This is a genomic window from Agathobaculum butyriciproducens, assembly GCA_003096535.1.
In the GTDB taxonomy this organism is placed as follows: domain Bacteria; phylum Bacillota; class Clostridia; order Oscillospirales; family Butyricicoccaceae; genus Agathobaculum; species Agathobaculum butyriciproducens.
The window spans coordinates 1-22,079 of record QEKJ01000018.1 but is presented as its reverse complement, the minus strand read 5'-3'; the positions used below and the strand labels follow the sequence as shown (position 1 = coordinate 22,079).

The 22,079-nt window shown below is 55.4% G+C and carries 21 protein-coding genes and 1 rRNA gene; 8 read left to right on the top strand and 14 right to left on the bottom strand.

The genetic code is table 11. The features are described 5' to 3' along the window. Positions 1–162: 162 nt before the first annotated feature. The 5 genes from moaA to yqeB all read right to left on the bottom strand — a co-directional run bounded on the left by moaA (position 163) and on the right by yqeB (position 4,563). Complete coding sequence (gene moaA, locus C7386_RS11025) at positions 163–1,110, bottom strand: GTP 3',8-cyclase MoaA (RefSeq protein WP_110436625.1); 948 nt, start codon at positions 1,108–1,110, stop codon at positions 163–165. A gap of 5 nt (positions 1,111–1,115) precedes the next feature. Continuing rightward, positions 1,116–2,153, bottom strand: coding sequence for a sulfate/molybdate ABC transporter ATP-binding protein (locus C7386_RS11020; RefSeq protein WP_110436624.1), 1,038 nt, complete (start codon positions 2,151–2,153; stop codon positions 1,116–1,118). After that, complete coding sequence (modB, locus tag C7386_RS11015; protein WP_110436623.1) at positions 2,144–2,821, bottom strand: molybdate ABC transporter permease subunit; 678 nt, start codon at positions 2,819–2,821, stop codon at positions 2,144–2,146. The genes C7386_RS11020 and modB overlap by 10 nt, the downstream gene beginning before the upstream one ends. 61 nt (positions 2,822–2,882) lie before the next feature. Next, positions 2,883–3,743 carry a molybdate ABC transporter substrate-binding protein gene (gene modA, locus C7386_RS11010; protein WP_116705561.1) on the bottom strand — a complete coding sequence of 287 codons (861 nt, stop codon included), beginning with the start codon at positions 3,741–3,743 and terminating at the stop codon, positions 2,883–2,885. 28 nt (positions 3,744–3,771) lie between these two features. Further along, positions 3,772–4,563 carry a selenium-dependent molybdenum cofactor biosynthesis protein YqeB gene (gene yqeB / locus C7386_RS11005; protein ID WP_116705560.1) on the bottom strand — a complete coding sequence of 264 codons (792 nt, stop codon included), beginning with the start codon at positions 4,561–4,563 and terminating at the stop codon, positions 3,772–3,774. 266 nt (positions 4,564–4,829) lie between these two features. Between yqeB and yqeC the strand changes: the two genes are divergently transcribed. Then, positions 4,830–5,465 carry a selenium cofactor biosynthesis protein YqeC gene (yqeC, locus tag C7386_RS11000; protein ID WP_318261298.1) on the top strand — a complete coding sequence of 212 codons (636 nt, stop codon included), beginning with the start codon at positions 4,830–4,832 and terminating at the stop codon, positions 5,463–5,465. A 66-nt stretch (positions 5,466–5,531) separates the two neighbouring features. Here yqeC and C7386_RS10995 read toward each other — a convergent pair whose 3' ends face one another. Beyond that, complete coding sequence (locus tag C7386_RS10995; protein WP_116705559.1) at positions 5,532–6,581, bottom strand: LacI family DNA-binding transcriptional regulator; 1,050 nt, start codon at positions 6,579–6,581, stop codon at positions 5,532–5,534. 527 nt (positions 6,582–7,108) lie between these two features. Here C7386_RS10995 and C7386_RS10990 point away from each other — a divergent pair. From C7386_RS10990 to C7386_RS10970, 6 genes are all read left to right on the top strand, one after another. Next, positions 7,109–8,770, top strand: a complete 1,662-nt coding sequence (locus tag C7386_RS10990; RefSeq protein WP_110436618.1) for a solute:sodium symporter family transporter — start codon at positions 7,109–7,111, stop codon at positions 8,768–8,770. A gap of 312 nt (positions 8,771–9,082) precedes the next feature. Next, entirely contained in the window at positions 9,083–10,099 is a 1,017-nt protein-coding gene (locus tag C7386_RS10985; RefSeq protein ID WP_110436617.1) for a Gfo/Idh/MocA family protein, read from the top strand. 138 nt (positions 10,100–10,237) lie between these two features. Continuing rightward, positions 10,238–11,110, top strand: coding sequence for a sugar phosphate isomerase/epimerase family protein (locus C7386_RS10980; protein ID WP_110436616.1), 873 nt, complete (start codon positions 10,238–10,240; stop codon positions 11,108–11,110). A 370-nt stretch (positions 11,111–11,480) separates the two neighbouring features. After that, entirely contained in the window at positions 11,481–12,041 is a 561-nt protein-coding gene (locus tag C7386_RS10975; RefSeq protein WP_116705558.1) for an NAD(P)H-dependent oxidoreductase, read from the top strand. After that, positions 12,038–12,211, top strand: a complete 174-nt coding sequence (locus tag C7386_RS13500; RefSeq protein ID WP_165815537.1) for a DUF6472 family protein — start codon at positions 12,038–12,040, stop codon at positions 12,209–12,211. The genes C7386_RS10975 and C7386_RS13500 overlap by 4 nt, the downstream gene beginning before the upstream one ends. Positions 12,212–12,226: 15 nt before the next feature. Further along, positions 12,227–12,808: a sugar O-acetyltransferase gene (locus C7386_RS10970; protein ID WP_116705557.1), complete on the top strand. Its 582-nt coding sequence runs from the start codon at positions 12,227–12,229 to the stop codon at positions 12,806–12,808. Positions 12,809–12,952: 144 nt separating this feature from the next. Here C7386_RS10970 and C7386_RS10965 read toward each other — a convergent pair whose 3' ends face one another. The 4 genes from C7386_RS10965 to C7386_RS10950 form a co-directional block, all read right to left on the bottom strand. Then, positions 12,953–13,579 (bottom strand): hypothetical protein, encoded by a 627-nt coding sequence (locus C7386_RS10965; RefSeq protein WP_116705556.1) that lies wholly within the window; start codon positions 13,577–13,579, stop codon positions 12,953–12,955. A 50-nt stretch (positions 13,580–13,629) separates the two neighbouring features. After that, entirely contained in the window at positions 13,630–14,697 is a 1,068-nt protein-coding gene (locus tag C7386_RS10960) for an alginate O-acetyltransferase AlgX-related protein (RefSeq protein ID WP_116705555.1), read from the bottom strand. Between the two features lie 8 nt (positions 14,698–14,705). Then, on the bottom strand, positions 14,706–16,046 hold the full coding sequence (locus tag C7386_RS10955; protein ID WP_318261297.1) for an MBOAT family O-acyltransferase: 1,341 nt from the start codon (positions 16,044–16,046) through the stop codon (positions 14,706–14,708). A gap of 74 nt (positions 16,047–16,120) precedes the next feature. Next, a complete protein-coding gene (locus tag C7386_RS10950; RefSeq protein WP_116705553.1) occupies positions 16,121–17,032 on the bottom strand; it encodes a DMT family transporter in 912 nt (303 codons plus the stop codon). Between the two features lie 136 nt (positions 17,033–17,168). Between C7386_RS10950 and C7386_RS13495 the strand changes: the two genes are divergently transcribed. Then, on the top strand, positions 17,169–17,339 hold the full coding sequence (locus tag C7386_RS13495) for a hypothetical protein (RefSeq protein WP_158578383.1): 171 nt from the start codon (positions 17,169–17,171) through the stop codon (positions 17,337–17,339). Between the two features lie 601 nt (positions 17,340–17,940). Here the strand turns inward: C7386_RS13495 and C7386_RS10945 are convergent. The 4 genes from C7386_RS10945 to rrf all read right to left on the bottom strand — a co-directional run bounded on the left by C7386_RS10945 (position 17,941) and on the right by rrf (position 21,855). Then, positions 17,941–19,125 carry a pyridoxal phosphate-dependent aminotransferase gene (locus C7386_RS10945; RefSeq protein WP_116705552.1) on the bottom strand — a complete coding sequence of 395 codons (1,185 nt, stop codon included), beginning with the start codon at positions 19,123–19,125 and terminating at the stop codon, positions 17,941–17,943. Positions 19,126–19,391: 266 nt separating this feature from the next. After that, entirely contained in the window at positions 19,392–20,096 is a 705-nt protein-coding gene (locus tag C7386_RS10940) for a hypothetical protein (RefSeq protein WP_116705551.1), read from the bottom strand. Continuing rightward, positions 20,089–21,612, bottom strand: a complete 1,524-nt coding sequence (locus tag C7386_RS10935; protein ID WP_116705550.1) for a DUF1538 domain-containing protein — start codon at positions 21,610–21,612, stop codon at positions 20,089–20,091. Before C7386_RS10935 ends, C7386_RS10940 begins: the two co-directional genes overlap by 8 nt. 126 nt (positions 21,613–21,738) lie before the next feature. Next, positions 21,739–21,855 (bottom strand): 5S ribosomal RNA (gene rrf / locus C7386_RS10930). Positions 21,856–22,079: the final 224 nt, after the last annotated feature.

Genomic DNA, 22,079 nt, shown 5'->3' with positions numbered 1-22,079 from the left:
ATGGATAATTGAGAATTAAGGTATCGCGCAAAGCGCGATTATTTAATAGCGGCACTATGTGCCGAACCTTCATTTTCCATTCTCCATTCCGACTCGCTAAGAGCCGCTCTACGAGCGGTTGCTCGCTGGACGCCCACTGCGGTGGGTGTCTCAATTTTCCATTCATCCTCCGATCTGGCTCATGCCTCTCCGGCTTTCACTCGGCTGCCCGGATTGCATATGGTGGCTGACCGGTTTCCCGAACATACCCTCGCGCAGTGCGCGTTCAAGGTTTTCGCCGTGCAGACCGCGCAGCGGAATCTCCTGCGCCGAGTGCAGGCACGGTTTCAGCCTGCCGTCTGCGGTAACGCGGATGCGGTCGCAGTCGGCGCAGAAACGGTGGCTCATCGGGCGAATCAAACCGATTTTCCCCTTCCAGCCGGGCATTCGATACCGTTCCGCAACGCCTTCATTCGGCAGACGCTGCAGCTCCGGCAGGGCGTGCAGCACCGCGTCCGCAGAGAGAAACCGCTCACGCGGCCAGTCCGCGCACTCACCGATCGGCATGAGTTCAATGAAGCGTACCTCATATTTCCCGTCCTGCGCCAGCTGCGCCAGTGCCGGAATCTCATCCGCGTTTACGCCGCCGAGCAGCACGGCATTCAGCTTTGTACCGCGGAATCCGGCGTTCCACGCCGCGTCCAGACCGGCCAGCGTATCCGCGAGCGAGCCGCCGCGCGTCAGCGACGCAAATTTATCCTCATTTAAGGTATCCAGACTGATATTCAGCCGGTCAACCCCTGCTTGTTTCAGCTCTGCGGCGTACTGCGGCAGGAGTGCGCCGTTAGTCGTCATGGTGAGCTCCCGCACACCATTGATGGCACGCAGACTGCGGCACAAGTCCACGATGCCGCGCCGTACAAGCGGCTCTCCGCCGGTCAGCCGCACCTTACTGACACCGAGCGAAACTGCCGTCCGCACGATCTCGGTCAGCTCCTCGAACGACAGCATTTCGCTGTGCTCCCGCTTGCACACGCCTTCGGCGGGCATACAGTACCGGCACCGGAAATTGCACCGGTCGGTCACCGACAGCCGCAGATAGCGAATATTTCTTCCTTGATTATCCAGCATTTTGCTCACTCCGTCAGCGGCATAACGTCCTCTGGGCGGACGTACAGCGTCAGCTTTTCCGTGCCGGAAAGCGTCTCCCAGACCGCCTTATCCAGCTCCCACCGCAGCCTGCCTGCGCCTGTCGTCTGCAGCATGACCACGGTCGAAAACGGGTTTTCGACTACGCGCTCGACCGTGCACGGAATGGCGTTCTCCGTACCCTCTGTGGTAAAGTAATGCGCCCGAACGCCAACGTAAGCGATGTTTTCCGGCACATGCAGCGCGGTTTTGAGCGTTACGTTCCAGTCCTTGCAGAACAGGGTCTCACCTTGCTTTACCTCGGCGGCAGAAACATTCTTGCAGCCGGAAATCAGTGCAGCACCCATGGTTGCCGGTGCGCGGAACAGTTCCTTGACTGTCTCCTTCGGATCGGACTTTCCCCTGTTCAGCACGCACACCGTATCGCACAGGCGGTACACCTCATCGCGGTTGTGCGTGACGAACAGCGTACCGCACGAAAGATTTTTCAGGATGTCCGAAAGCTCCAGTTCCACCTGCCATTTCAAGTACGCATCGAGCGCGGAAAACGGCTCATCGAGCAGCACAAGCTCAGGCTGCCCGACCAGAATGCGCGCCATCGCGCACCGCTGCTGCTGACCACCGGAAAGCTGACTCGGACGGTTGTTCTCCAGTCCCTCCAGGCGGAACGCGTGCAGAACCTCCCGCACCGCCTGCTCCCGCTCGGCTTTCGGGCGGGCGTGCGCGCCTGCGCGGATGTTCTGCTCGACCGTCATGTGTGGAAACAGCGCGTACTGCTGAAACAGGTAGCCGACCTTTCTCTTTTGCGGCGGCAGGTCGATTTTCTTTTCGCTGTCGAACAGGACGCGCCCGTTCAGTTCAATATGACCCTTATCCGGCCTCACGATGCCTGCGATGCATCCCAGCGTCATGCTCTTGCCGCAGCCGGAGACACCGAGCAGCGCCATCACTTCCCGCTCAGCGGTGAAGTTCACTTTCAGGTGAAAATCTCCGAGCGTTTTCTCGATATCCACGATCAGTGCCATGCCTTACGCACTCCTCTCTCCCGCTTTTCGAGCAGATTGACCGCCAGCAGCACCACCGCCGAGATGGCAAGGTTGACCACGACCCACTTGAACGCCAGCGCATCGTCGTTCGTGCGCCAGAGCTGATACACGGTGGTGGAGATCGTCGCGGTGCGGCCGGGCGTGTAGCCCGCCACCATCGAGGTCGCACCGTACTCGCCGAGCGCCCGCGCGAACGCCAGCACCGTGCCCGCAAGGATGCCCTGTTTGCAGCACGGCATCCGCACCCGCCAGAAGATCCATGTGTTCGAGCGGCCGAGCGTGCGGCCCGCATCTGCGAGGGTTTCGTCAAAGCTCTCGAACGCGCCGCGCGCTGTGCGGTACATGAGCGGGAAAATAACAACGGTCGTTGCGAAAATCGCTGACCACCAGACCATGGTCAGCTTGAGATTAAAATGCGTGAGCGCCCATGCGCCGACGGCTCTTTTCGGTCCGAGCACGCGCAGCAGCAGATAGCCGACCACCGTAGGCGGCAGCACGAGCGGCAGCGTGAACAGCACATCCAGCACACCTTTGAGCACGCGCGGCAGACGCGCAACGTAATAGGCCGCCGCAATCCCCGCGAAGAAGATGATAACCGTGGAAATGAGCGCGATACGCAGTGAGTTATATAATGGATACCAGTCCATAATCGTCTCCTTTTGCAAATAAAGGCGAGAGATTGCTCCCTCGCCTTTCTATTGTATCAGATTATGCCAACGTGGTAAAGCCTACGCTCTCGAATACCTTGCCCGCTTCATCGGTGGTCAGATAGTCAAGGAACGCCTTCGCCTCGTCTGCGTGTGCGCTGTTCTTCAGCACAGCCGCCGGATAGATGACCTGACCGCACATATCAGCAGTTGCCTCGTCAACCGTGACGAGACCTGCCGAGAATGCGTCGGTTGCGTAGATAATGCCGCAGTCAACCGCGCCTTCGCTTACCTGCGTGGTAACTTCCTTAACGTTCGAGCCGTAGGTCAGCACGCCGGAGGAAGCCAGCGCAGCCTCATCCAGACCGTAGTGCGCGAAGATCTTCTGGGTGTACTGACCGACCGGTACGTCGCTGTTGCCGATGGCAAGCAGCACATCACCGCTCTTCAGCTTGTCCGCAAGATCGTCAAAGCTCTTGATGTCCTTCGGGTTGCCCTCCGGTACAGCCAGCGTTACCTTGTTCTCGAGCAGATCGATACGGGTGCCGCCCAGCAGCTCGTCCAGACCGTCCGGGTTCTTGTCGGTGTCATCCTTGAGAGAGCCGTCGAGTGCGTTCATCTGCTTGGGCGCTGCGGAGATGAATACGTCGCAGTCCGCGCCTTCCTTGATCTGGGTGAGCAGGTCGCCGGAGGAGGCAAAGTTGAACGTCAGGGTGACGTTCGGGTCAACCGCCTTGTAGTCCTCTGCGATCCGGTTCAGGGTCTCGGTCATGGAGGCCGCCGCAAAGACGGTCAGCTCTGCGGAATCTGCAGAACCCGTGTCCTCAGCTGCGCTGTCGCTGCTCTGGGATGCACCGCAGCCTGCTAGCATTGCCAATGACAGAGCCGCTGCTGCAAATCTTGCAAAACAGTTCTTTTTCATTGGGTTTTCTCCTCTATTTTATGATTTTTTAATGAAAGACGTTGGAAAAGTGAAGCAGCGCTTCCAGCACACCGCCGCCGACCGCAAGCGCCTTATCGGATGCGGTATCGCAGTTTTCACGCTTGCCGCGCGGATCAACGTCACCGGATTTCATACCCTCATGTACGGATACGCCAGCCTGCAGCAGACCGCGCAGACAGCCGGCGATGGTGGTTTTCATGGGTTTTCCCGCAACATATGCGATGGTGTCTCCCGTCTCGACCAGATCGCCGATCTCACGGCACGGCTCGAACAAGCCGTCTGCCGGGGCACGCAGAACGCGCTCTGCCGCGTGGCCGCCGATCACACCGGGAACGCCCGTATTCGGCAGCGGCGAACCCGTATACAGCACCCGCCCGAGTGTATGCCCGCGCATGGTCTCAACCGCCGCGTGACAGTCCACGCCGGCCGTAAAGCCCGGACCGACCGCAATGACGATCGGCGCATCCGTGATATGCGTACCGAGGTTTTTCTTCGCCAGAATCGCGTCCACCAAGGCATCAGGGTGCAGTTCCTGCACACAGCCTGCCGCCGGATCGGCCAGCACAGTAATGATGCCCTGTTCGGTCAGTGCTGCCGCTTCGGCTGCGCTATCGGCTCGGCGTGCATGCACGCCCTCAACGACTGTTTCGCCCAATCGAATCGCTTCCGAAAAGCATACCGTGCGGCGGATCGACGTTGGCTGCGGCAGGTCTGTCAGCACCAGACGAATGCCTGCGCGGTACAGCCGCAAGGCAATCCCCGTGGCAATGTCTCCCGCACCGCGTATCACGACTAACATGGCGTTTTCCTCCGTTTACCTCCGTTGTATTTTACAAACTATAACGATTGCCACCGTTGATTATAGCGTATCGGTCGAGTGAAGTCAATATTTTTTCTATGTGGCAGACATGATATAATACTATTATAAAAGCATAGTTGCAGGGCGGGGTGACCTCAGGAGGTGAATGGCGGCATAGCCGCAAGAGAGACCACTCTGGAGTGTCCCGCCCTACGGTAAACATGGCTGTATTAGGTGGATTTATGAAAATATGTGAACAATTACACATGATAAAAGGCATAACCGCCGTGATCGGCAGCGGCGGAAAAACAACTTTACTGCGTATACTGGCCGAAGAATTATCCGGAACGGTGATTTTGACGACTTCCACGCACATTTTGCCGTTTGCGGGCATTCCCCTGTTGGTGACGGATGACATCGAACAGGTCCGCCGCGCACTTGCGCTTCACCGCGTGATCTGCATGGGCACGCCTGCCGCTGAGGGCAAGCTGACCGCGCCGGCACTTCCCTTTTCCGTGCTCGCGGACGCCGCTGACTATGTGATTGTGGAGGCCGACGGCTCCAAGCGGCTGCCGCTCAAGGCACACGCCTCGCATGAGCCGGTCATACCTGAGAATACATGCAAAACCGTGTGCGTCGTGGGCGCATCCGGGTTCGGAAAGCCGGTCAAACAAGCCGTACACCGGCCGGAACTGTTCTGTGCACGCACTGGTGCACACATGAGCGATATTGTCACGCCGGAGCTGGCCGCGCAAGGCATTATTGCAGAACACTTAGCGGATATCGTTGTGCTCAATCAGGCGGAGACTATATCCCCAGAAATAGCGAAAAGATTCACAGAAGCACTGAAATCCAGCGGATTTACGGTCGTTTGCACAACATTAAATCACACTTTAGAGTAAATCACCGTATTCATTTTCCATTCTCAATTTTCCATTAAAAAGAACCGCACAATGTGCGGTTCTTTCTTATTCCATTCCCACAGGTTTATCGCTGTTAAACTTGGTTTTGATTGCAATATCCGTATAAAGCAGTTCTTTTTCCGGTGCTTTTTTGTTCTGCAGGTAATCAAACAGCAGGAACGGCGGCCGGTAGCCCTGCTCGAATGCCTTCTGATCGAGCACGAAACTCAAGCTGTCCGACTGGAGCAGCTCCATATTCATCGGGTTGAGGTCGAATGCAACGACCTTGACCTTGCCCTTTCGGCCTTCTTCCTCTACGGCTGCGCACGCACCGACCTGTCCGTTGGACGCAACGTAAATCCCGGTCAGGTCAGGATTTGCACGCAATGCGTGCTGCGTAATCTCGTGGGCATAGTCGTCCCGGTCGAAACACGGCTGAAACGCTAACAGTTCAATTTCGTTTCCTGTTTCACCGTTAATCGTATCCATAAATCCGTTTAAACGGTTATTATGTGCGGTATTATTCAAGTGTCCCGCCAGCGGAAGCACCTTGCCGCCCTCGGGCAGCATCAGCCGAAGCAAGCCTGCGGCGGTCTGTCCGGCGCGGTAGTTGTCCATACCGATGAACGCAAGACGCCTGCTGCCCGGTGCATCCGAGTTGAGTGTGATGACCGGAATGCCCTGTTCGTACAGTTCATCAATGCACTGGCGAATCTCCGGCGAGTTGTTCGGCGCGATAGCCAGTCCCTGCACGCCCTGTGAAACCAGCTCTTCAATGTGTTCGAGCACCATTTCGGTATCCAGACCGCGGTTTTCGCGCATGATCAGTTCCACGCCCGAGGCGGCAAGCTCCTCTGCGGCGCGCTGCACGCCTGCACGCACGATCTGCATCGTCGGCGTCTCGGTGGACTGCAGAATCGCACCCAGCTTGAACTCCCGACGGGATTTGACCAGTGCCTGTCCGATCAGATTCGGTTTATACCCTAATTCTGCTGCAATTTTGTGAATCTTAGCCGCTACTTCGGGATTTACACGCCCTCGATTGTGCAGCGCACGATCTACCGTACCGCGGGATACACCTGCCAGCTCCGCAATCTGCTGTGCGGTTACAGCCATGCTTTTTCCTCCTTACTATATAGTGAGTATTGCCCACTCGTTTTTTCTGTGTATAGTATAACACAATGCACGCAACTTGCAACTGTTTTTTTGCGTGTTTTTTCCTATGAATTTGCTTTTTTCTTGACCGTCACGGCAATTGCCCAATATCCCCCTCTGTTTTTATGCAAAATGCCCATTAGATTGCACGCTTTGCACGCACATGCGAATGATTCAGTGGCTATTCATACAAAAAGGCAATCTTAATTTTGTACTGTTTGCCAAATCAAAATAAATCTCACATTTAAGGCTTGAAATATCCCAAATAACATGATAATCTATGGACAACGAAATAAATCCCCTTGCAAAACATTCACAGCATTTCTCAAAATATGCTATGTTTTATCGGGGAATTATTTTTGAAGATGCGCGTTCACGAGAACGCCAGAAGCCTGCTGAAAAAGGCTTCTTGCCAACCACAGCTCGCGTGCATCCCTTTGGGAGTGTTACGGATGCACACGACAAGAGAACGATATGGGGGTATATCAATGACATTCTTCTCATCACTCGCATGGACAGGAATCTCGTTCCTGTTGTTCACAGTCCTCGTTGCAGTCATTTCCGCATGGAAGACCCGCGACGAGCAGCTCGACACCGCTGAGGGTTATTTCCTCGCAGGCCGCGGCCTGCCGGGCGTAGTCATCGCCGGTTCTCTGCTGCTGACCAACCTTTCCGCTGAACAGCTCGTCGGTCTGAACGGCCAGAGCTGGAAGACCAACATGGGCCCGATCGCATGGGAGGTCGGCTCGATGTTCACCCTGCTGGTTCTGGCGTACTACTTCCTGCCGAAGTACCTGAAAATGGGCGCCATGACCATCCCGTCCCTGATGGAGGAGCGCTACGGCAAGGGCACCAAGACAATGTTCTCGCTGGTAATCGTTGTTATGTACTCCATCCTCAACCTGCCGGTCATCCTGTACTCCGGTGCAGTCGTTTTCGAGCAGATCTTCGACATCTCCGGCATCCTCGGCACCAGCAAGTTCATGGCTGTTGCCATCCTGTGCCTCATCATCGGCATCATCGGCGGCTGCTACGCCATCTTCGGCGGCCTGAAGGCAGTTGCGGTTTCTGATACCATCAACGGCATCGGCCTTATCATCGGCGGTCTGATGATCCCATTCCTCGGCTTCGCAGCTCTGTCCGCTGCAACCGGCGGCCACGGCATCATGGACGGCATCAAGTACATGGTAGAGGCTGATCCGGCCAAAATGAACGCCATCAACGCATGGAATGCACCGGAACCGGAAGTTCCGTGGCCGCTGATCATCACCGGTATGTTCTTCAACAACCTGTACTGGTGGTGCACCAACCAGTCCTTTGTACAGCGTTCCCTCGCAGCAAAGAGCCTGAAGGAAGGCCAGAAGGGCGCTATCTTCTGCGGCTTCCTCAAGTGCCTTGGCCCTCTGTACCTCGTAATCCCGGGCGTCATCGCATTCTACCTGCCGTCCATTCAGGACAAGCTGGCTGCTGCCGGTTCCTCCGCTATCGACTTTGCTTACCCGGCTCTGATCGCTGAGATCGTACCGAAGCCGGTAATGGGCTTCTTCGCCGCTGTCATGTTCGGCGCGATCCTGTCCTCCTTTAACTCGGTACTGAACTCCGCATCCACCATGTTCACCTTGGACCTGTACCGTTCGTCCATCAACCCGAAAGCTTCCGACACCAAGTGTGTTAAGGTCGGCAAGATCTACGGCACCATCGCAGGCTGCATCGCAATTGTTATCTCTCCGTTCGTTATGTACGCTGGCGGCATCACCACGTTCCTGAACTCCATGAGCCAGTTCGTTTCCCTGCCGGTACTGTGCACCATCCTCGGCATCTTTATGTTCAAGCGCATCCCGAAGTACATGCCGAAGGTAATCACCGTGTTCCATGTTGTATGCTACGGTGCGTTCCTGCTCATCAAGCCGTGCTATCCCGGCTCTTCCAACCCGATCCACTATCTGTACGCAATGGCTGTTCTGTTCCCGATCGAGCTGCTCATCATGTGGTATCTGAACAAGTATCATCCGGCTGAGGAGTACGAGATCCGCGACGTAGGCGCAGTAGACCTGACCCCGTGGAAGTACCGCCATATTGTATCCATCATCGGCCTGCTTCTGGCACTCGGCATTTACATCCTGTTCTCTCCCCTCGGCATCGCAGCCTGATTTTAAGACAACACACACCTTTTCTTTCCCCTTTCGCACCGTTTTCGGTGCAGATCCCTCGCTGTCCGGCGGTGAATTTGATCCTCGCCGCCGGGTAGTAAAATATTTTTGAAAATTTTAAAATTCCCTATTGCGTTCTCGTGAACGCAGATGTATAATCAACCTGACCTCAAAAATGAGGAATGCACACACCGAGTACCGACTGATGCGTGCATCAGTAAACACGAAAGTAAACGCAGAACAATCTGCGCTGACCTCTCTCAAAAACCACCTTTTCACCCATTTTACACAACATTTTAGGAGGAATTCATCATGGAAAACCTGAACATTGCACTGATCGGCTGCGGCATGATCGGCCGTGAACACATCGAGCGTATCCAGAACCGCATTCGCAACGCAAAGGTCGTTGCAGTCTGCGACGTATTCGAAGAAGGCGCAAAGAAGGGCGCTGAGATCGCCGGTGCCGGCACCAAGGTTTACACCGACTTCAACGAAGCAATCAACGATCCGGATGTAAACGCTGTTGTTGTTACCACCCCGGGTCAGTTCCACAAGGGTCCGGTTCTGGCAGCTATCAAGGCCGGCAAGCCGGTATTCTCCGAGAAGCCGCTGGCAAACACCGCTGCTGACGGCAAGGAGATCGTTGAGGCCGAGATGGCCGGCGGCAAGCACCTGGTTCAGGTTGGCTTCATGCGCCGTTACGACCGCGGCTACCGTCAGGTTAAGGAGCTGATCGACTCCGGCAAGTTCGGTGCCCCGATGGTAATCAAGTGCACCCACCGTGCAGACGGCGTTGCCGACGACTACACCACCGCAATGGCTGTTACCGATACCGCAATCCACGAGATCGACGTTCTGCCGTGGCTGGTAAACGACGAGTGGGACGAGGTGCAGTGCATCATGCCGAAGACCAACAGCAAGGTTAAGAACGCGCTGAAGGACCCGCAGATCATGATCATGAAGACCAAGGGCGGCATCATCAACATGCTCGAGGTTAACGTAAACTGCGGCTTCGGCTACGACATCAACTGCGAGGTCGTTTGTGAGAACGGCGTTGTAAACCTGCCGTGCCCGTCCTTCCCGACCGTTCGCTACGCTAACGAGGTTTCCACCAAGATCGAGGATAACTGGATCCTGCGCTTCATCGACTCCTACGACGTTGAGATTCAGGACTGGGTTGACCACGCACTCAAGGGTGAGACCGGCGGCTCCTCCGCATGGGACGGCTACGTTGCTTCCATCACCGCTGACGCTCTGGTTAAGTCCCAGACCTCCGGTGTGCCGGAGAAGGTTGTTACCGGCGGCACCCCGGACTTCTACAAGAAGTAATCCATCTCACATTTTCTATTCATTGCTACTCACTCGCAAGGGTAGCAGAGCTTCCTGCTTTACTGCCCTTGCATATCACCTTAACCACTATACCGCGTTTTACAACGCGAAATTGATACGTTAAAAGGAGTTACTGCTATGAAAATCGGTTTTAACGAAGGCTGCAACCGTTTCTGCGAAAACCACTCCGTACTCGAAGACCTCGACCTGTGCGAGAAGTACGGCTTTGACTACATCGACATCCAGTCCGAGTGCCTCGACCGCGAGATCGCTGCCGGCAAGTACACCATCGATGATCTCGGCGCATGGTTCGCTGACCCGAAGCATCACCTGAAGATGCTGTCCTACAACGCCCTGATCTTCTTCAACATGAAGCAGACCCAGGAGGAGAAGGACGCCGTTATGGCAAAGCTGGATCAGATCATCGCAGACTGCAACAAGCTGGGCTGCAAGATGATCGTTGTCGTTCCGTCCATGGATCTGACCGTTCCGGCTACCGTTGACGAGATCCGCGAGGACGCTGTTGCTGTTCTCAAGGAGATGGTAAAGAAGGTTGAGCCGCACGGCATCAAGCTGTCCATCGAGTTCTGCGGTTGCCCGACCATGTCCATCAACCGTTTCGAGTACGCTTACGACATCGTTACCGAGGTAGATCATCCGCTCGTCGGCATCACCCTCGATCAGTACCACTTCCATGCAATGGCTTCTTCTTTCGAGGCTCTCGAGAAGGCTGACGGCAAGAAGATTTTCGTATGGCACCTGAACGGCATGGAGAATATGCCGTGCGGCGCTGCTTACAACAACGACGAGAAGCGCCTGTGGCCGGGCGAGCCGGGTGACTGCCTGGATCACAAGCGTTACGCAGATACCCTCAAGAAGATCGGCTTTGAAGGCGACGTTTGCACCATGGAGGTGTTCCGTCCGGACTACTACAAGCTGTCTAACGAGGAGAATATCAAGAAGGCCGCTGAGGTTACCAAGGCACATGTTGCGAAGTACTGGGCGGAATAATCAGTAGTTAGTAATTAAAGATTAGCGATAACCTTCCGAAAGGGCAGACCATTGGTCTGCCCTTTCGTTTTATCTCTGCATGTCGTTTGATACAGGCGTGCAGTGCACTGCTCTATAAAAAACTTACCGTATGTTAGTGTATGTTGATATACAGATTATTACATATATACAACCTGTTACCCACACTAACATACGCTAACATACACTAATCTATTTGTTATATCTTTACCGTAGGGGCGAACATTGTTCGCCCGCAGCGCGACCGGAGCACCCCAGGGTAAACAATTCATCCTCACAATAATTTCTCATTCCTAATTCCTCATTTTTCTGCTATACTATATAGTTAGGAACAAGAAGAAGGAAGGATACCATGACACTCTACATCAACGCCTGTCCGCGGGAAGAGTCGCGGACGGAACGGCTGGCGCGCGCCTATCTCGCACACATAAGCGACGTCACCGAGCTGAACGTATACGATCAGCCGCTCGTCCCGCTCGACCGTAAACGGCTTGCTCACCGCGAATCGCTCATTGCCGGCGGCAAATGGCACGACCCGATGTTCGATTATGCCCACCAGTTCGCCGATGCCGACGATATCATCATTGCCGCTCCCTACTGGGATCTGGGCTTTCCGGCACAGCTGAAAACCTACATCGAGAACATTTATGTCCCCGGCATTGTCAGCGCCTACAACGACCACGGACAGTCGTGCGGCCTGTGCCGCGCCCGCAGTCTGACCTACATCACCACCGCAGGCGGCGCGTACGACCCGCGGTTCAGCTTCGATTATCTGACCGCTATGGCCAAAGAATACTTCGGTATCCGCGAGACCCGCCTTATCTATGCGGAGTGTCTCGACATCTGCGGCAACGACCCCGAGGCTATTCTGCAGTCCGCAATTGACCAAATGGAAAGGAGCGCTGACCGATGACCGGAACCTGTGACGACTGCGCCTACAACGTCTACGATGATGAAATGGATGAATATGTATGCGAAGCCTATCTGGATGAGGACGAATTTTACCGCCTGATGCAGACCGGCAAAAGCTGTCCGTACTACCGCTCCGGCGATGATTATGAACTGGTACGCCACCAGAATTAAGGAGGAACCCTGACGATGACCGAACTTGAAAAAGCCGCTTCCGGCCTGCTGTACGACGCCAACAGCGACCCCGCACTGCTTGAAGCGCGTGCGCAGACCAGCGATCTGTGCATGGATTACAACGCACTCCGTTCCTCCCAGAAGGAGGAGAAAAACGCCCTTCTGCATACCATTTTAGGTGCCTGTGTGCCCGATATCGTCATTGAGCCGCCGTTTTTTGTCGATTACGGCAGCCATACGCGTGTCGGCCGTGCATTTTATGCCAACCATAACCTTGTGATTCTGGACGCGGCGCCGGTCACCATCGGCGACCATGTGTTCATCGGCCCGAACTGCTGTATCTCGACCGCAGGCCATCCGTTCGATGTTGCACAGCGCAACGCCGGACTGGAATATGCCAAGCCGGTCACCATCGGCAATAACGTCTGGATTGGCATGGGCGTGCAGATTTGCCCGGGCGTCACCATCGGTGATAACGCCGTCATCGGCGCAGGCAGCGTTGTGACGGAGGATATACCGGCAGGTATGCTTGCCATCGGCGTGCCGTGCAAGGCCGTGAAGCAGGTAGCGAATAAACCGCAGCGACGCATTCTCTGATGAATCAGTAATTGGGAATTTTATCTCCCATAGGGCAGACCACCGGTCTGCCCTTTTATTTTACCTCTGCAGAACGCGAAAAAGGGAGGCCACTGGCCTCCCCTGTGAAACATAAAACCGTATCGTCGATTACTAACTGCTAATTTATTGAACCGCTTCGACAGTCTCCGAACCGCCCTCTTTATAGGTATAAACGGTAAACCCGTCATACGTCCAGATGCCGTCCTCACCTTCGCCCATGCAGCTCGGCGAATAGCTCTTGGATGTCGGTGCGCCGAGTGCGCTCTCGAGTGCGGATGCGGACGAGCCGACGTACCCGCTCGCCTGAGAGGCAGTCGGCTTCGCCGGTTCTGCAGGTTTGGTCTCAGCCGGAGCGCTTGCCGCAGGCTTGCTCTGTGCCGGCTTGCCTGCCGGAGCGGATGCCGCCGGTTTGCTCGTCGAGGCAGACGGCTTGCTCGTGCTCGCCGGGGCAGACGGCTTTGCGGTCGTGGTGTTCGTGCTGCTCGTCACCGGCTTGGTTTCGTTGGTTTTATCCTCGGTTTTGCTGTCGGTCGAGGTCTTATCGTCAGTCTTAGTCTCGGTCTTTGCGTCCTCGGTCTTGGTCTCGTCGGATTTCTCCTCGGTCTTCGCTTCGTCCTTCTTATCCTCGGTTTTGCCGGTCTGGACGGTCTGGCTCTCGTCCTTGGTATCGTCCTGTGCGGTGTTGCCGCCGCACGCAGCAAGACCAAAGCAGAGCGTTAGTGCCAGCAGCATGGCTGTCAGCTTTTTCATAAAATTTCCTCCATATTGTTTATTTCTCCTGCGGATACTGATTAGACGGATTACGGTTCGGTTTTGTTCCCCAAATCCGGTGAATATTTTAGTATATTCGGCAGATTTCGCTCGACAATCTCGATGATGACCGTATCGCCCTCCTGCACCTGCTCCAGCGGATACGGCATCTGCCGGGTGATGATCGCCTCACGGAAATCCTCCGCAAGAAACGGATGCAGCGCATTGCCGAACGAATCGCGGCACAGCAGCAGGCGGCCGTTCGGCGCATTCTCCTGTGTGGTCTGCATGAGGATATCCTCGTCCGAGCGCGGCGGGTTTACATACGAAAACGAGGTCTGATACACCTGCGTTTCCTCCTTTTGCGTGCCTTTTGGGTACAGCATTTGGTAAAGATCGCCGCTGTGGCTCCGCTCGGTCGTATATTCCTCATCCGTGAACGATGTATGCGGCAGACCGAGCGTGTTCATCAGATAATCGTGTGCGAGCGCCGCGCCGCGGTTCGTCCAGTGCGAGTCGGTCTTATAATACAGCACGTTTGCGTGTGCGCGGAACACGGAGAACAGGTCGGCATAGTTCACGCCCTCCTGCTCGAGATACGGCAGCACGCGCTCGTAGTTGCCGTCCGCATCCTCGGTCAGGTAGCGCGCAGGCATGTGCTCCGGGTAAAGCGAGCTTTTATTCGGCGCAATCGTGAACAGAAAGCGCGCGCCGCGGCTTTCGCAGTAGTCCTGCATGGATTTTACCGTCTGCGCCAGCTGCTGCGCCTCACTCTCGGTCAGCGTTGCGTGATTCTGATAATCATCGAGCGTTTTCGCGTAGTACAGCCAGCCGTCCGTACCGTAAATGACGTCCTCAGCAGGCGAGGTGCACAGCAGCCCGGTCTGCAACGCGGCATTCGCGGTGACAAGCTCCTGCCGGAAGCCGAAATGGTCGGCAACATAATCAGTCAGGTCGCCGAGAAAGTCTGCGTTCCAGCCGGTCTGCGCGTTCCACAGGCTCGGCTTGGGCGTGAGATGCTCATTGCCTGCCGCCTGCTGCTCGGGCAGCACGAGCATACCCGCCGCCGGAATCAGGCACAGCGACAAAAACGCCGCTGTAAACCATTTATATTTCATATTTCACCTCAAAATCGGAAGTAAATGAACGGATTAAACGAGCCTGCCGCAAGGTACATCATGCACAGCAGCAGCAAACCCAGAGAGCCGATGAACGTCACACTCTCACGTTTCGGTGTATGCTCACGGGCCACAGACGTACACAGGAGCAGTGCAAGGCACAGGGTCAGTGCAAACGCAGGCGTAAATTTTGCCCAGACAGCCGCCGTGCCCAGCCAGTGCAGACCCACGCCGGAGAACATCGCGGCATACATGGCACCCGCCTGCGCCAGCGTGTCCGCGCGGAACAGCGTAAAGCCGAGCACGACCACGAGCAGCGTATACAGCTGTCCGATGCGCTTGCCCTTGAGCTTGTCTACCGGAATCGCGCCGCAGTCCTCAAGCACGGAAAACAAGCCGTGCCACAGTCCCCAGAGGACGAACGTCCAGCTCGCGCCGTGCCACAGACCGGTTGCGAAAAATACGAGAAACCGGTTGAGCCACGTCCGCGCATTCCCCTTTCGGTTGCCGCCGAGCGGAATATACAGATAGTCGCGGAACCAGCCGGACAGCGAAATGTGCCAGCGGCGCCAGAACTCCTTGATGGTGGTCGCGGTGTACGGATAATTGAAGTTTTCGCGGAAATGGAAGCCAAACATGCGTCCGAGACCGATGGCCATATCGCTGTAGCCGGAAAAATCGAAGTAGATCTGCAGCGTGTAGCAAATGGCGCCCGTCCATCCTGCCAGCATGCCGATCTCTCCGGCAGGCAGCGCGAACACCGTATCCGCCATCTGACCGAGCGCGTTCGACAGCAGCAGCTTTTTGCTCAGACCGCAGATAAACCGGCGGATGCCGAGTGCGGTCTCCTGCGGAGTGGTGCGGCGGCTGTCGATCTCCTGCTCGATATCGTGGTATTTGACGATCGGTCCGGCGATCAGCTGCGGGAAAAACGCGATGTACAGCAGCACCTTCTTGAACGAGTGAGAGACCGTTTGTGGCTCACGGTACACGTCAATAACGTAGCTTAACCCTTGGAAGGTGAAGAACGAGATACCGATGGGCAGCGCAATGCCGGTCAGCGGCAGGTGCAGCCCGCACAGTGCGTTCACTGTGCGGATAGCGAAATCCGCGTACTTGAACACGGCGAGCAGCCCTATCCCGCCGATGACCGCGAGTGTGACACCGAGTTTGGCGTACTTTCCTGCGGCCAGCCGTCCGCAAACGTAGTTAAGCGCCACTGAGAGCAGCAGCAGCGGCAGGTAATACACCTGTCCGAACGAGTAGAACACCAGACTTGCGAGGAGCAGCCAGGTGTTTTTCGCATCGACGTTCGACAGCCTGCGATCGAGCAGAAACACGATCGGCACAAAGAAAAACAACGAAATTGCAGAACTAAATACCATAGATTAACCCTTTATGCACCGCAATTCCGTCTGCGGTGTTATTTTTTCGTACTTGCAGAGTTTGCGACCGCAATACCTCCGCTGACCAGCACGAGCGCCGCCAGATTGCGTGCGGTGAAGATATTCTCGCCGAGTACGAGCGCGGAGAACAGCGTGCCGAACACCGGAATCAGGAAGCCGAACAGACTGACCTTTCCGACCGGAAATTTACCCAAAAGCGCCGTCCAGATGGTAAACGCTGCCGCAGACAGCACGATCATGTAGCCAAGCAGCAGCACGCCGCCGAGCGTCACCCGACCGAGTGCGCCTCCTCCCATCGTGCCGACACCCAGCAGGAAGCAGCCGCCGATGAGCAGCTGCCAGCCGGTCAGCAGCATGGGATCACGGTCGGGCGTGTAAATGCGCGAAACAAGCGCGCCCGCGCCCGCCGAGACCGCGCTCAGCAGCACCAGACCGTCACCGGTGAGGTTGAAGCCGTTCAGTCCGCCCAGTCCGAGCGCGAGTACGCCTGCAAAGCCGCAGATGCAGCCAAGCGTTTTCCGTCGGTTGAGCTTGTCATTCGGCAGCAGGCAATGCGCCAGCAGCAGCGCAAAAAACGTCTGCGTACCGGAGAGCACCGAGCCTTTGGTGCCGGTCGTACCGCTCAGACCGATGTAGTAGCACACATACTGCAGCATGCTCTGAAACAGGCTGATCGCCAGAATCGGCTTGATTTCGTCCCGTTTGGGCACGATTCGGTGCCCTTTCAGCCGGGTCACGAACAGCACAAGAATTCCCGCCAGCGCAAACCGCCAGCCGGCAAACACCAGCTGCGAAAACGGCGCGTCAGCCGAAACAGCGAACAGCTCGTACCCGCGCTTGACACACGGCGCCGCACTACCCCAGAGAGCGGTGCATAAAATCGCCGGTAAATATAATTGACGTAACAGACTGCGTTTTTGTTCCCCCATTTTGATACTCCCAGACAAAAATTTTTATGATTGCTGCTATCAGTATACCATACTTCCCTGCTCTCCTGCAAGAAAGGGAGTTTTATCGGACTTTCTCTGTGGTACACTGTCCTCAGTAAAAAGGAGAGGTGAAGCCATGATCTACACTTGCGACACCAAATGCTGCCACTTTATCTTCTTCGGCAGCGCTGAAACCCGCGTCTGTCCGGATTGCGGCAAACACAGCATCCGGCCGTCCACGCTCGAGGAACGCGCCGCGTTCTTCCGCCGCCAGACCGAGTTCGCGCAGGAGCATCCGACCGGATAAGGCAATACCGCATAATTGAACAAGAGCGATTTACGAGCAAATTTTGCGTACTGATTAGGCGCGGTTTTGCGGTAATACTTTGTGTATTACCGTAAAGCCGGAACGACATCAGGACACAAAATTTCCGTAAAGCGCCGCATCTTTAATTGTGCGGTGTTGCCTTCATCAAAAGAAAAACCCTTCCGAATGTTATCCTCGGAAGGGTTTCACTTACTGTCTTCAGTTGTCATGTGCGGTTACGGCTCCTCGTGTGATGTTTTTTTAATCAGACGATTACTTGCCGCGACGATTGGTACGGTTCATGCTCTTAGCGTTGATGTGTTCGCCTTCCAGTTCTACCATGCGAGCGTTTACCAGTCCATTAAAGAAACTTCTCATACCCATAATCTTTGCACTCCTTTTCAGTGATTCCGGTGATTGTATTTTTGAGATCCTTTCCTGATCTCTGGTATTATAATACACTTTCCCTGAAAAGAATACAAGAGCAAATTTTTATGAATATCTCACAGCTCAACCTCCGTTGTTTTGTGTAGTTTGTACAGTGCAACTTGACACCTTATACATAATTAACCGAAACCACTTGTGAACTTTACATAATAAATCAGCGATACTCCTTCGCCAGTCGTTCAAACAGCGGCAACGCACGCTCGATGGTCTCGGTTTTCACACAGTAAGAAATTCGCATATGACCGGGGGCACCGAAATCCGCACCCGGAACGACCAGCAGGTCATATTTCTTTGCGCGTTCACTGAAGGCGCGGTCGTCCGCCTCGAGCGTCTGCGGGAACAGATAAAACGCGCCGTCCGGCTTGACACAGTGATACCCCATCGAGGTCAGACCGTTAAAGAGCAGGTCGCGGTTGGTCTGGTAGACCGCAATATCGCTGGTCTGGTCGGCACAGCGTGCCGCTACGCGCTGGAACATACTCGGTGCACAAACATAACCGAGTGCGCGGCCGGCACCGCAGACCGCAGCGTACAGCGCCTTGCTGTCGGCGGCTGCCGGCGGCACGAGCACATAGCCGATACGCTCACCCGGCAGCGACAGCGACTTGGAGTACGAGTAGCAGATAATGGTATCGTCGTAGAAATGCGGCACGAACGGCACCTGCACGCCATCATATACGATCTCACGATACGGCTCGTCCGAAATGAGGTAAATCGGGTGACCGTATTCCTTCTCCTTATCGCGCAGTATGTCGGCAAGGCGCTTGATGGTCTGCTCGGAGTACACTGCACCGGACGGATTGTTCGGCGAGTTAACAACGACCGCCTTGGTGTGCTCATTCAGGCACTGTTCGAGAGCACCGAAGTCAATCTGAAAATCCGCGATAGACGGCGGCACAATGACGCACTTGGCACCGGCACCGCTTTCGATGAACATTTTATATTCCGGGAAATACGGCGCAAACACAATAATCTCGTCACCCTCGCAGACGATCGCCTTGAACGCACAAGAGAGCGCGGCTGCCGCGCCTGCAGTCAGGTACAGGCTGTCGCCGGTGTAGTCCGTGCCGAAACGCTTGTTGAGGCTGTCCGCCAGTGCGCCTCGCACGTCTGCGGCGCCCTGTGCCGAGGTATAACCGTGCAGTGCAACCGGATCACCTGCCGCTTCGGCGTAAATCGCCTGACGAACGGCCTCCGGGGCGGGTACGTTCGGGTTGCCGATCGAGAAATCGAATACGTTCTCGCGGCCAACGATCGCCGCACGGCTGTTCCCGTACTCGAACAGCTCGCGGATCGTCGAACGGCGGCTGCCTAAATCCATCATGTGCTCATTTATCATGGTTATCTACTCCTGTCAGGGGTTCTCCCTGCGAAAATTACTGCCCTCATTATATCATACTATTTTATCAGAGTGAAGATGAAAATTGGAAATTGAAGGGTGCGTTCCTCTCTTTTGTGTTACGGGAGAGCACGCTGTGCTCCCCTGCGGGATAAATTGTGCAGAGCGGGATGGTGTCCCGCCGTTTCCCGCCAAATAACACAATAAAAAACGGAGAACAGAAAGCAAACGTCAGACGCTTATTTTCCATTCTCCATTTTCCATTATCAATCCGCCAGTCCGATGGCTGCCGAAAGCGGCATTGACAGCACAATGCCATGACTGCGGGTCTTCATTCCGACCGCCTGCATCAGCGCCGTCATAATCTGCTGTTTCTCATCGCTTCGCACCACGAGGAACACGATTTCCTTTTCAGCCTGAATTTCAATACCGAAAAACCGCTTGACCTCATTTTCCGCAATGCCGCGCGCGGAAATGACCGTGCCGCCGCGTGCACCGGCCTTGCGCGCCGCATCCATCGCCACGTTGGTATAGCCGCGCTCCATCACAACTGCTACAACGTCAAAACCGTCGTTCTTCTCTGTCTCGTGCATCCGGCTGACCTCCTTTTGCTCCTCGTCTGCAGCGGTCAGCAGCTTGTGCCACCGCAGACCAATGCCTGTAATCGGAATGGCAAACGCGATTCCGCGTCCGGGATATCGCATCTCCAGCTCGCGTCCGAGCCTTTTGAGCAGGCGAACGCCGGTCTGACGGCTGACCATACACATCACAATGGCCTTTGCCGTTTCACCGATGCCGAGCAGGTCGAGCATTTCCGTGCGCGCCGTGCCGTGTGCCATGCACACAAAGTCCACCGGCGCCTGTTCCTCACGATAGATACGCAGCACCTTTTCGCCCTGCTCCACGTCAACAACGGCCGCCACGACCTCTACCGCGCTCTGAACCGTCATCTGCGGTCGGTTTTCACTCATGCTCTGCTCCCTCCAAAACGATGATGCTGTCCTCATCCTCTGCGGAAACATCGGACGCATCCTCGCTGTTCTGTTTCTTTTTATAGATGAGACCCAGCACCTGAATGGTAAGCAGCGGAGTCATGGCTACCATAGCTACAATACCGAAGGCATCAGTCATCACGTTACCGCCGAGCGCTTCACACGCGCCCATGGCAAACGGCAGCAGGAATGTGGTCGTCATCGGACCGGACGCAACGCCACCCGAGTCAAATGCAATGCCGGTGAAAATTTTCGGCACGCAGAAAGTCAGTCCCAGTGCGGCAAGATAGCCCGGCACCAGTATATAATAGATTGAAATGCCTGTCAATACGCGAAGCATAGCCATGCCGACCGAGCAGGCCACGCCGATGGACAGGCTGAGCATCATCGCTCTCTGCGAGATGCCGCCGTTTGTGATGGACTCGACCTGCCGGTTGAGCACATGCACAGCCGGCTCCGCAGTTACCAGAAAATAGCCGATGAGCATGCCAAGCGGCACCAGCACCCATTCCTGTCCGCTCAGCGCCAGCTGCTGTCCGAGATAATGGCCCACGGGCATAAATCCGACGTTTACACCGGTCAAAAACAGCGACAGACCGGTAAATGTGTACACAAAACCCACGCCGATTTTTCTAAGCTGCATGGCATGGAATCTGCGGAAAATCAGCTGAAACACCGCGCAGAACAGGATGATTGGCACCAGTGCGGACAAAACCTCGTGTATGTACGCGGGCAGCTCCACCACAAATGTGTGCGCTGCCTGACGAGTGTCCTCCACGTCCGGCACGGTCACTGCCGTGTAGCCTGCACCATTTGTCGGATAGAAAATGCCAAGCAGCAGCACCGCCAGCACCGGCCCGATGCTGCACAGCGCAACCAGACCAAAGCTGTCCTCCTGTGCGCCGCTATCACCTCGGATGGAAGCTAAACCGACACCGAGCGCCATGATGAACGGTACGGTGACCGGTCCGGTGGTCACGCCACCCGAGTCAAACGCCACCGAAACGAACTCGTTCGGCACGAAAGCCGACAGGATAAACACCACCGCGTAAAACACAATGAGCAGCAGCGACAGACGAATTTTAAACAGCGTACGCAGCATAGCCAACACGAAAAACAGACCGACACCGACCGCGACCGTCCAAATCAGCACATTGTTCGGAATGGACGGCACCTGACCGGCCAGCACCTGCAGATCCGGCTCCGCGATTGTGATGAGCACACCGATGATGAACGTAATGAGTATCACGATGAACAGATTTTTCGTACGCGGCAACTGTGCGCCGATGCCCTCGCCCATAGGTGTCATAGATACGTCCGTGCCGAGTGAAAACAATGCCATGCCGACGATGAGCAGCGCCGCACCGGTTAAAAACAGCACCATCGTGCCGACCGGCATCGGTGTGATCGTCACGCTGAGCAGCAGTACAATGATCGTGATCGGCAGGACAGACGACACCGACTCGCTGATTTTTTCTTTCAAAATTTTGTTCATTCTCGACCCCCTGCTTCGCGATAAAATACAATTTGGACCATTATATCATATAAGGAGAGGTGAATTCCAGTGAACAAGGACTTCTTAACGAAAACAAAACACCGACTCTTTCGAGTCGGTGTTCGGTGTGCGCGATGAGTTATCTTCCCAGGCCGTCACCAGCCAAGTATTGTCACCGTAAACGAGCTTAACTACTGTGTTCGGAATGGGAACAGGTGTACCCTCGTCACAATAATCACGCACTTACTTTCTTGTGAACAAGAAAGTAAGCAAAGAAAACTTTACCTGCGCGCTACGCACGCTCTTGTTCAAAAGAAACCTTATATATATGAGAAACGCTTTCGCGCTAACTCACTTTGTAATACCATCAGCCTGCTGTCAACATCTTTCTTGAAGAAATTTGGTGACCCGTGGGAGAATCGAACTCCCGTTTGCGGCGTGAGAGGCCGCCGTCTTAGCCGCTTGAC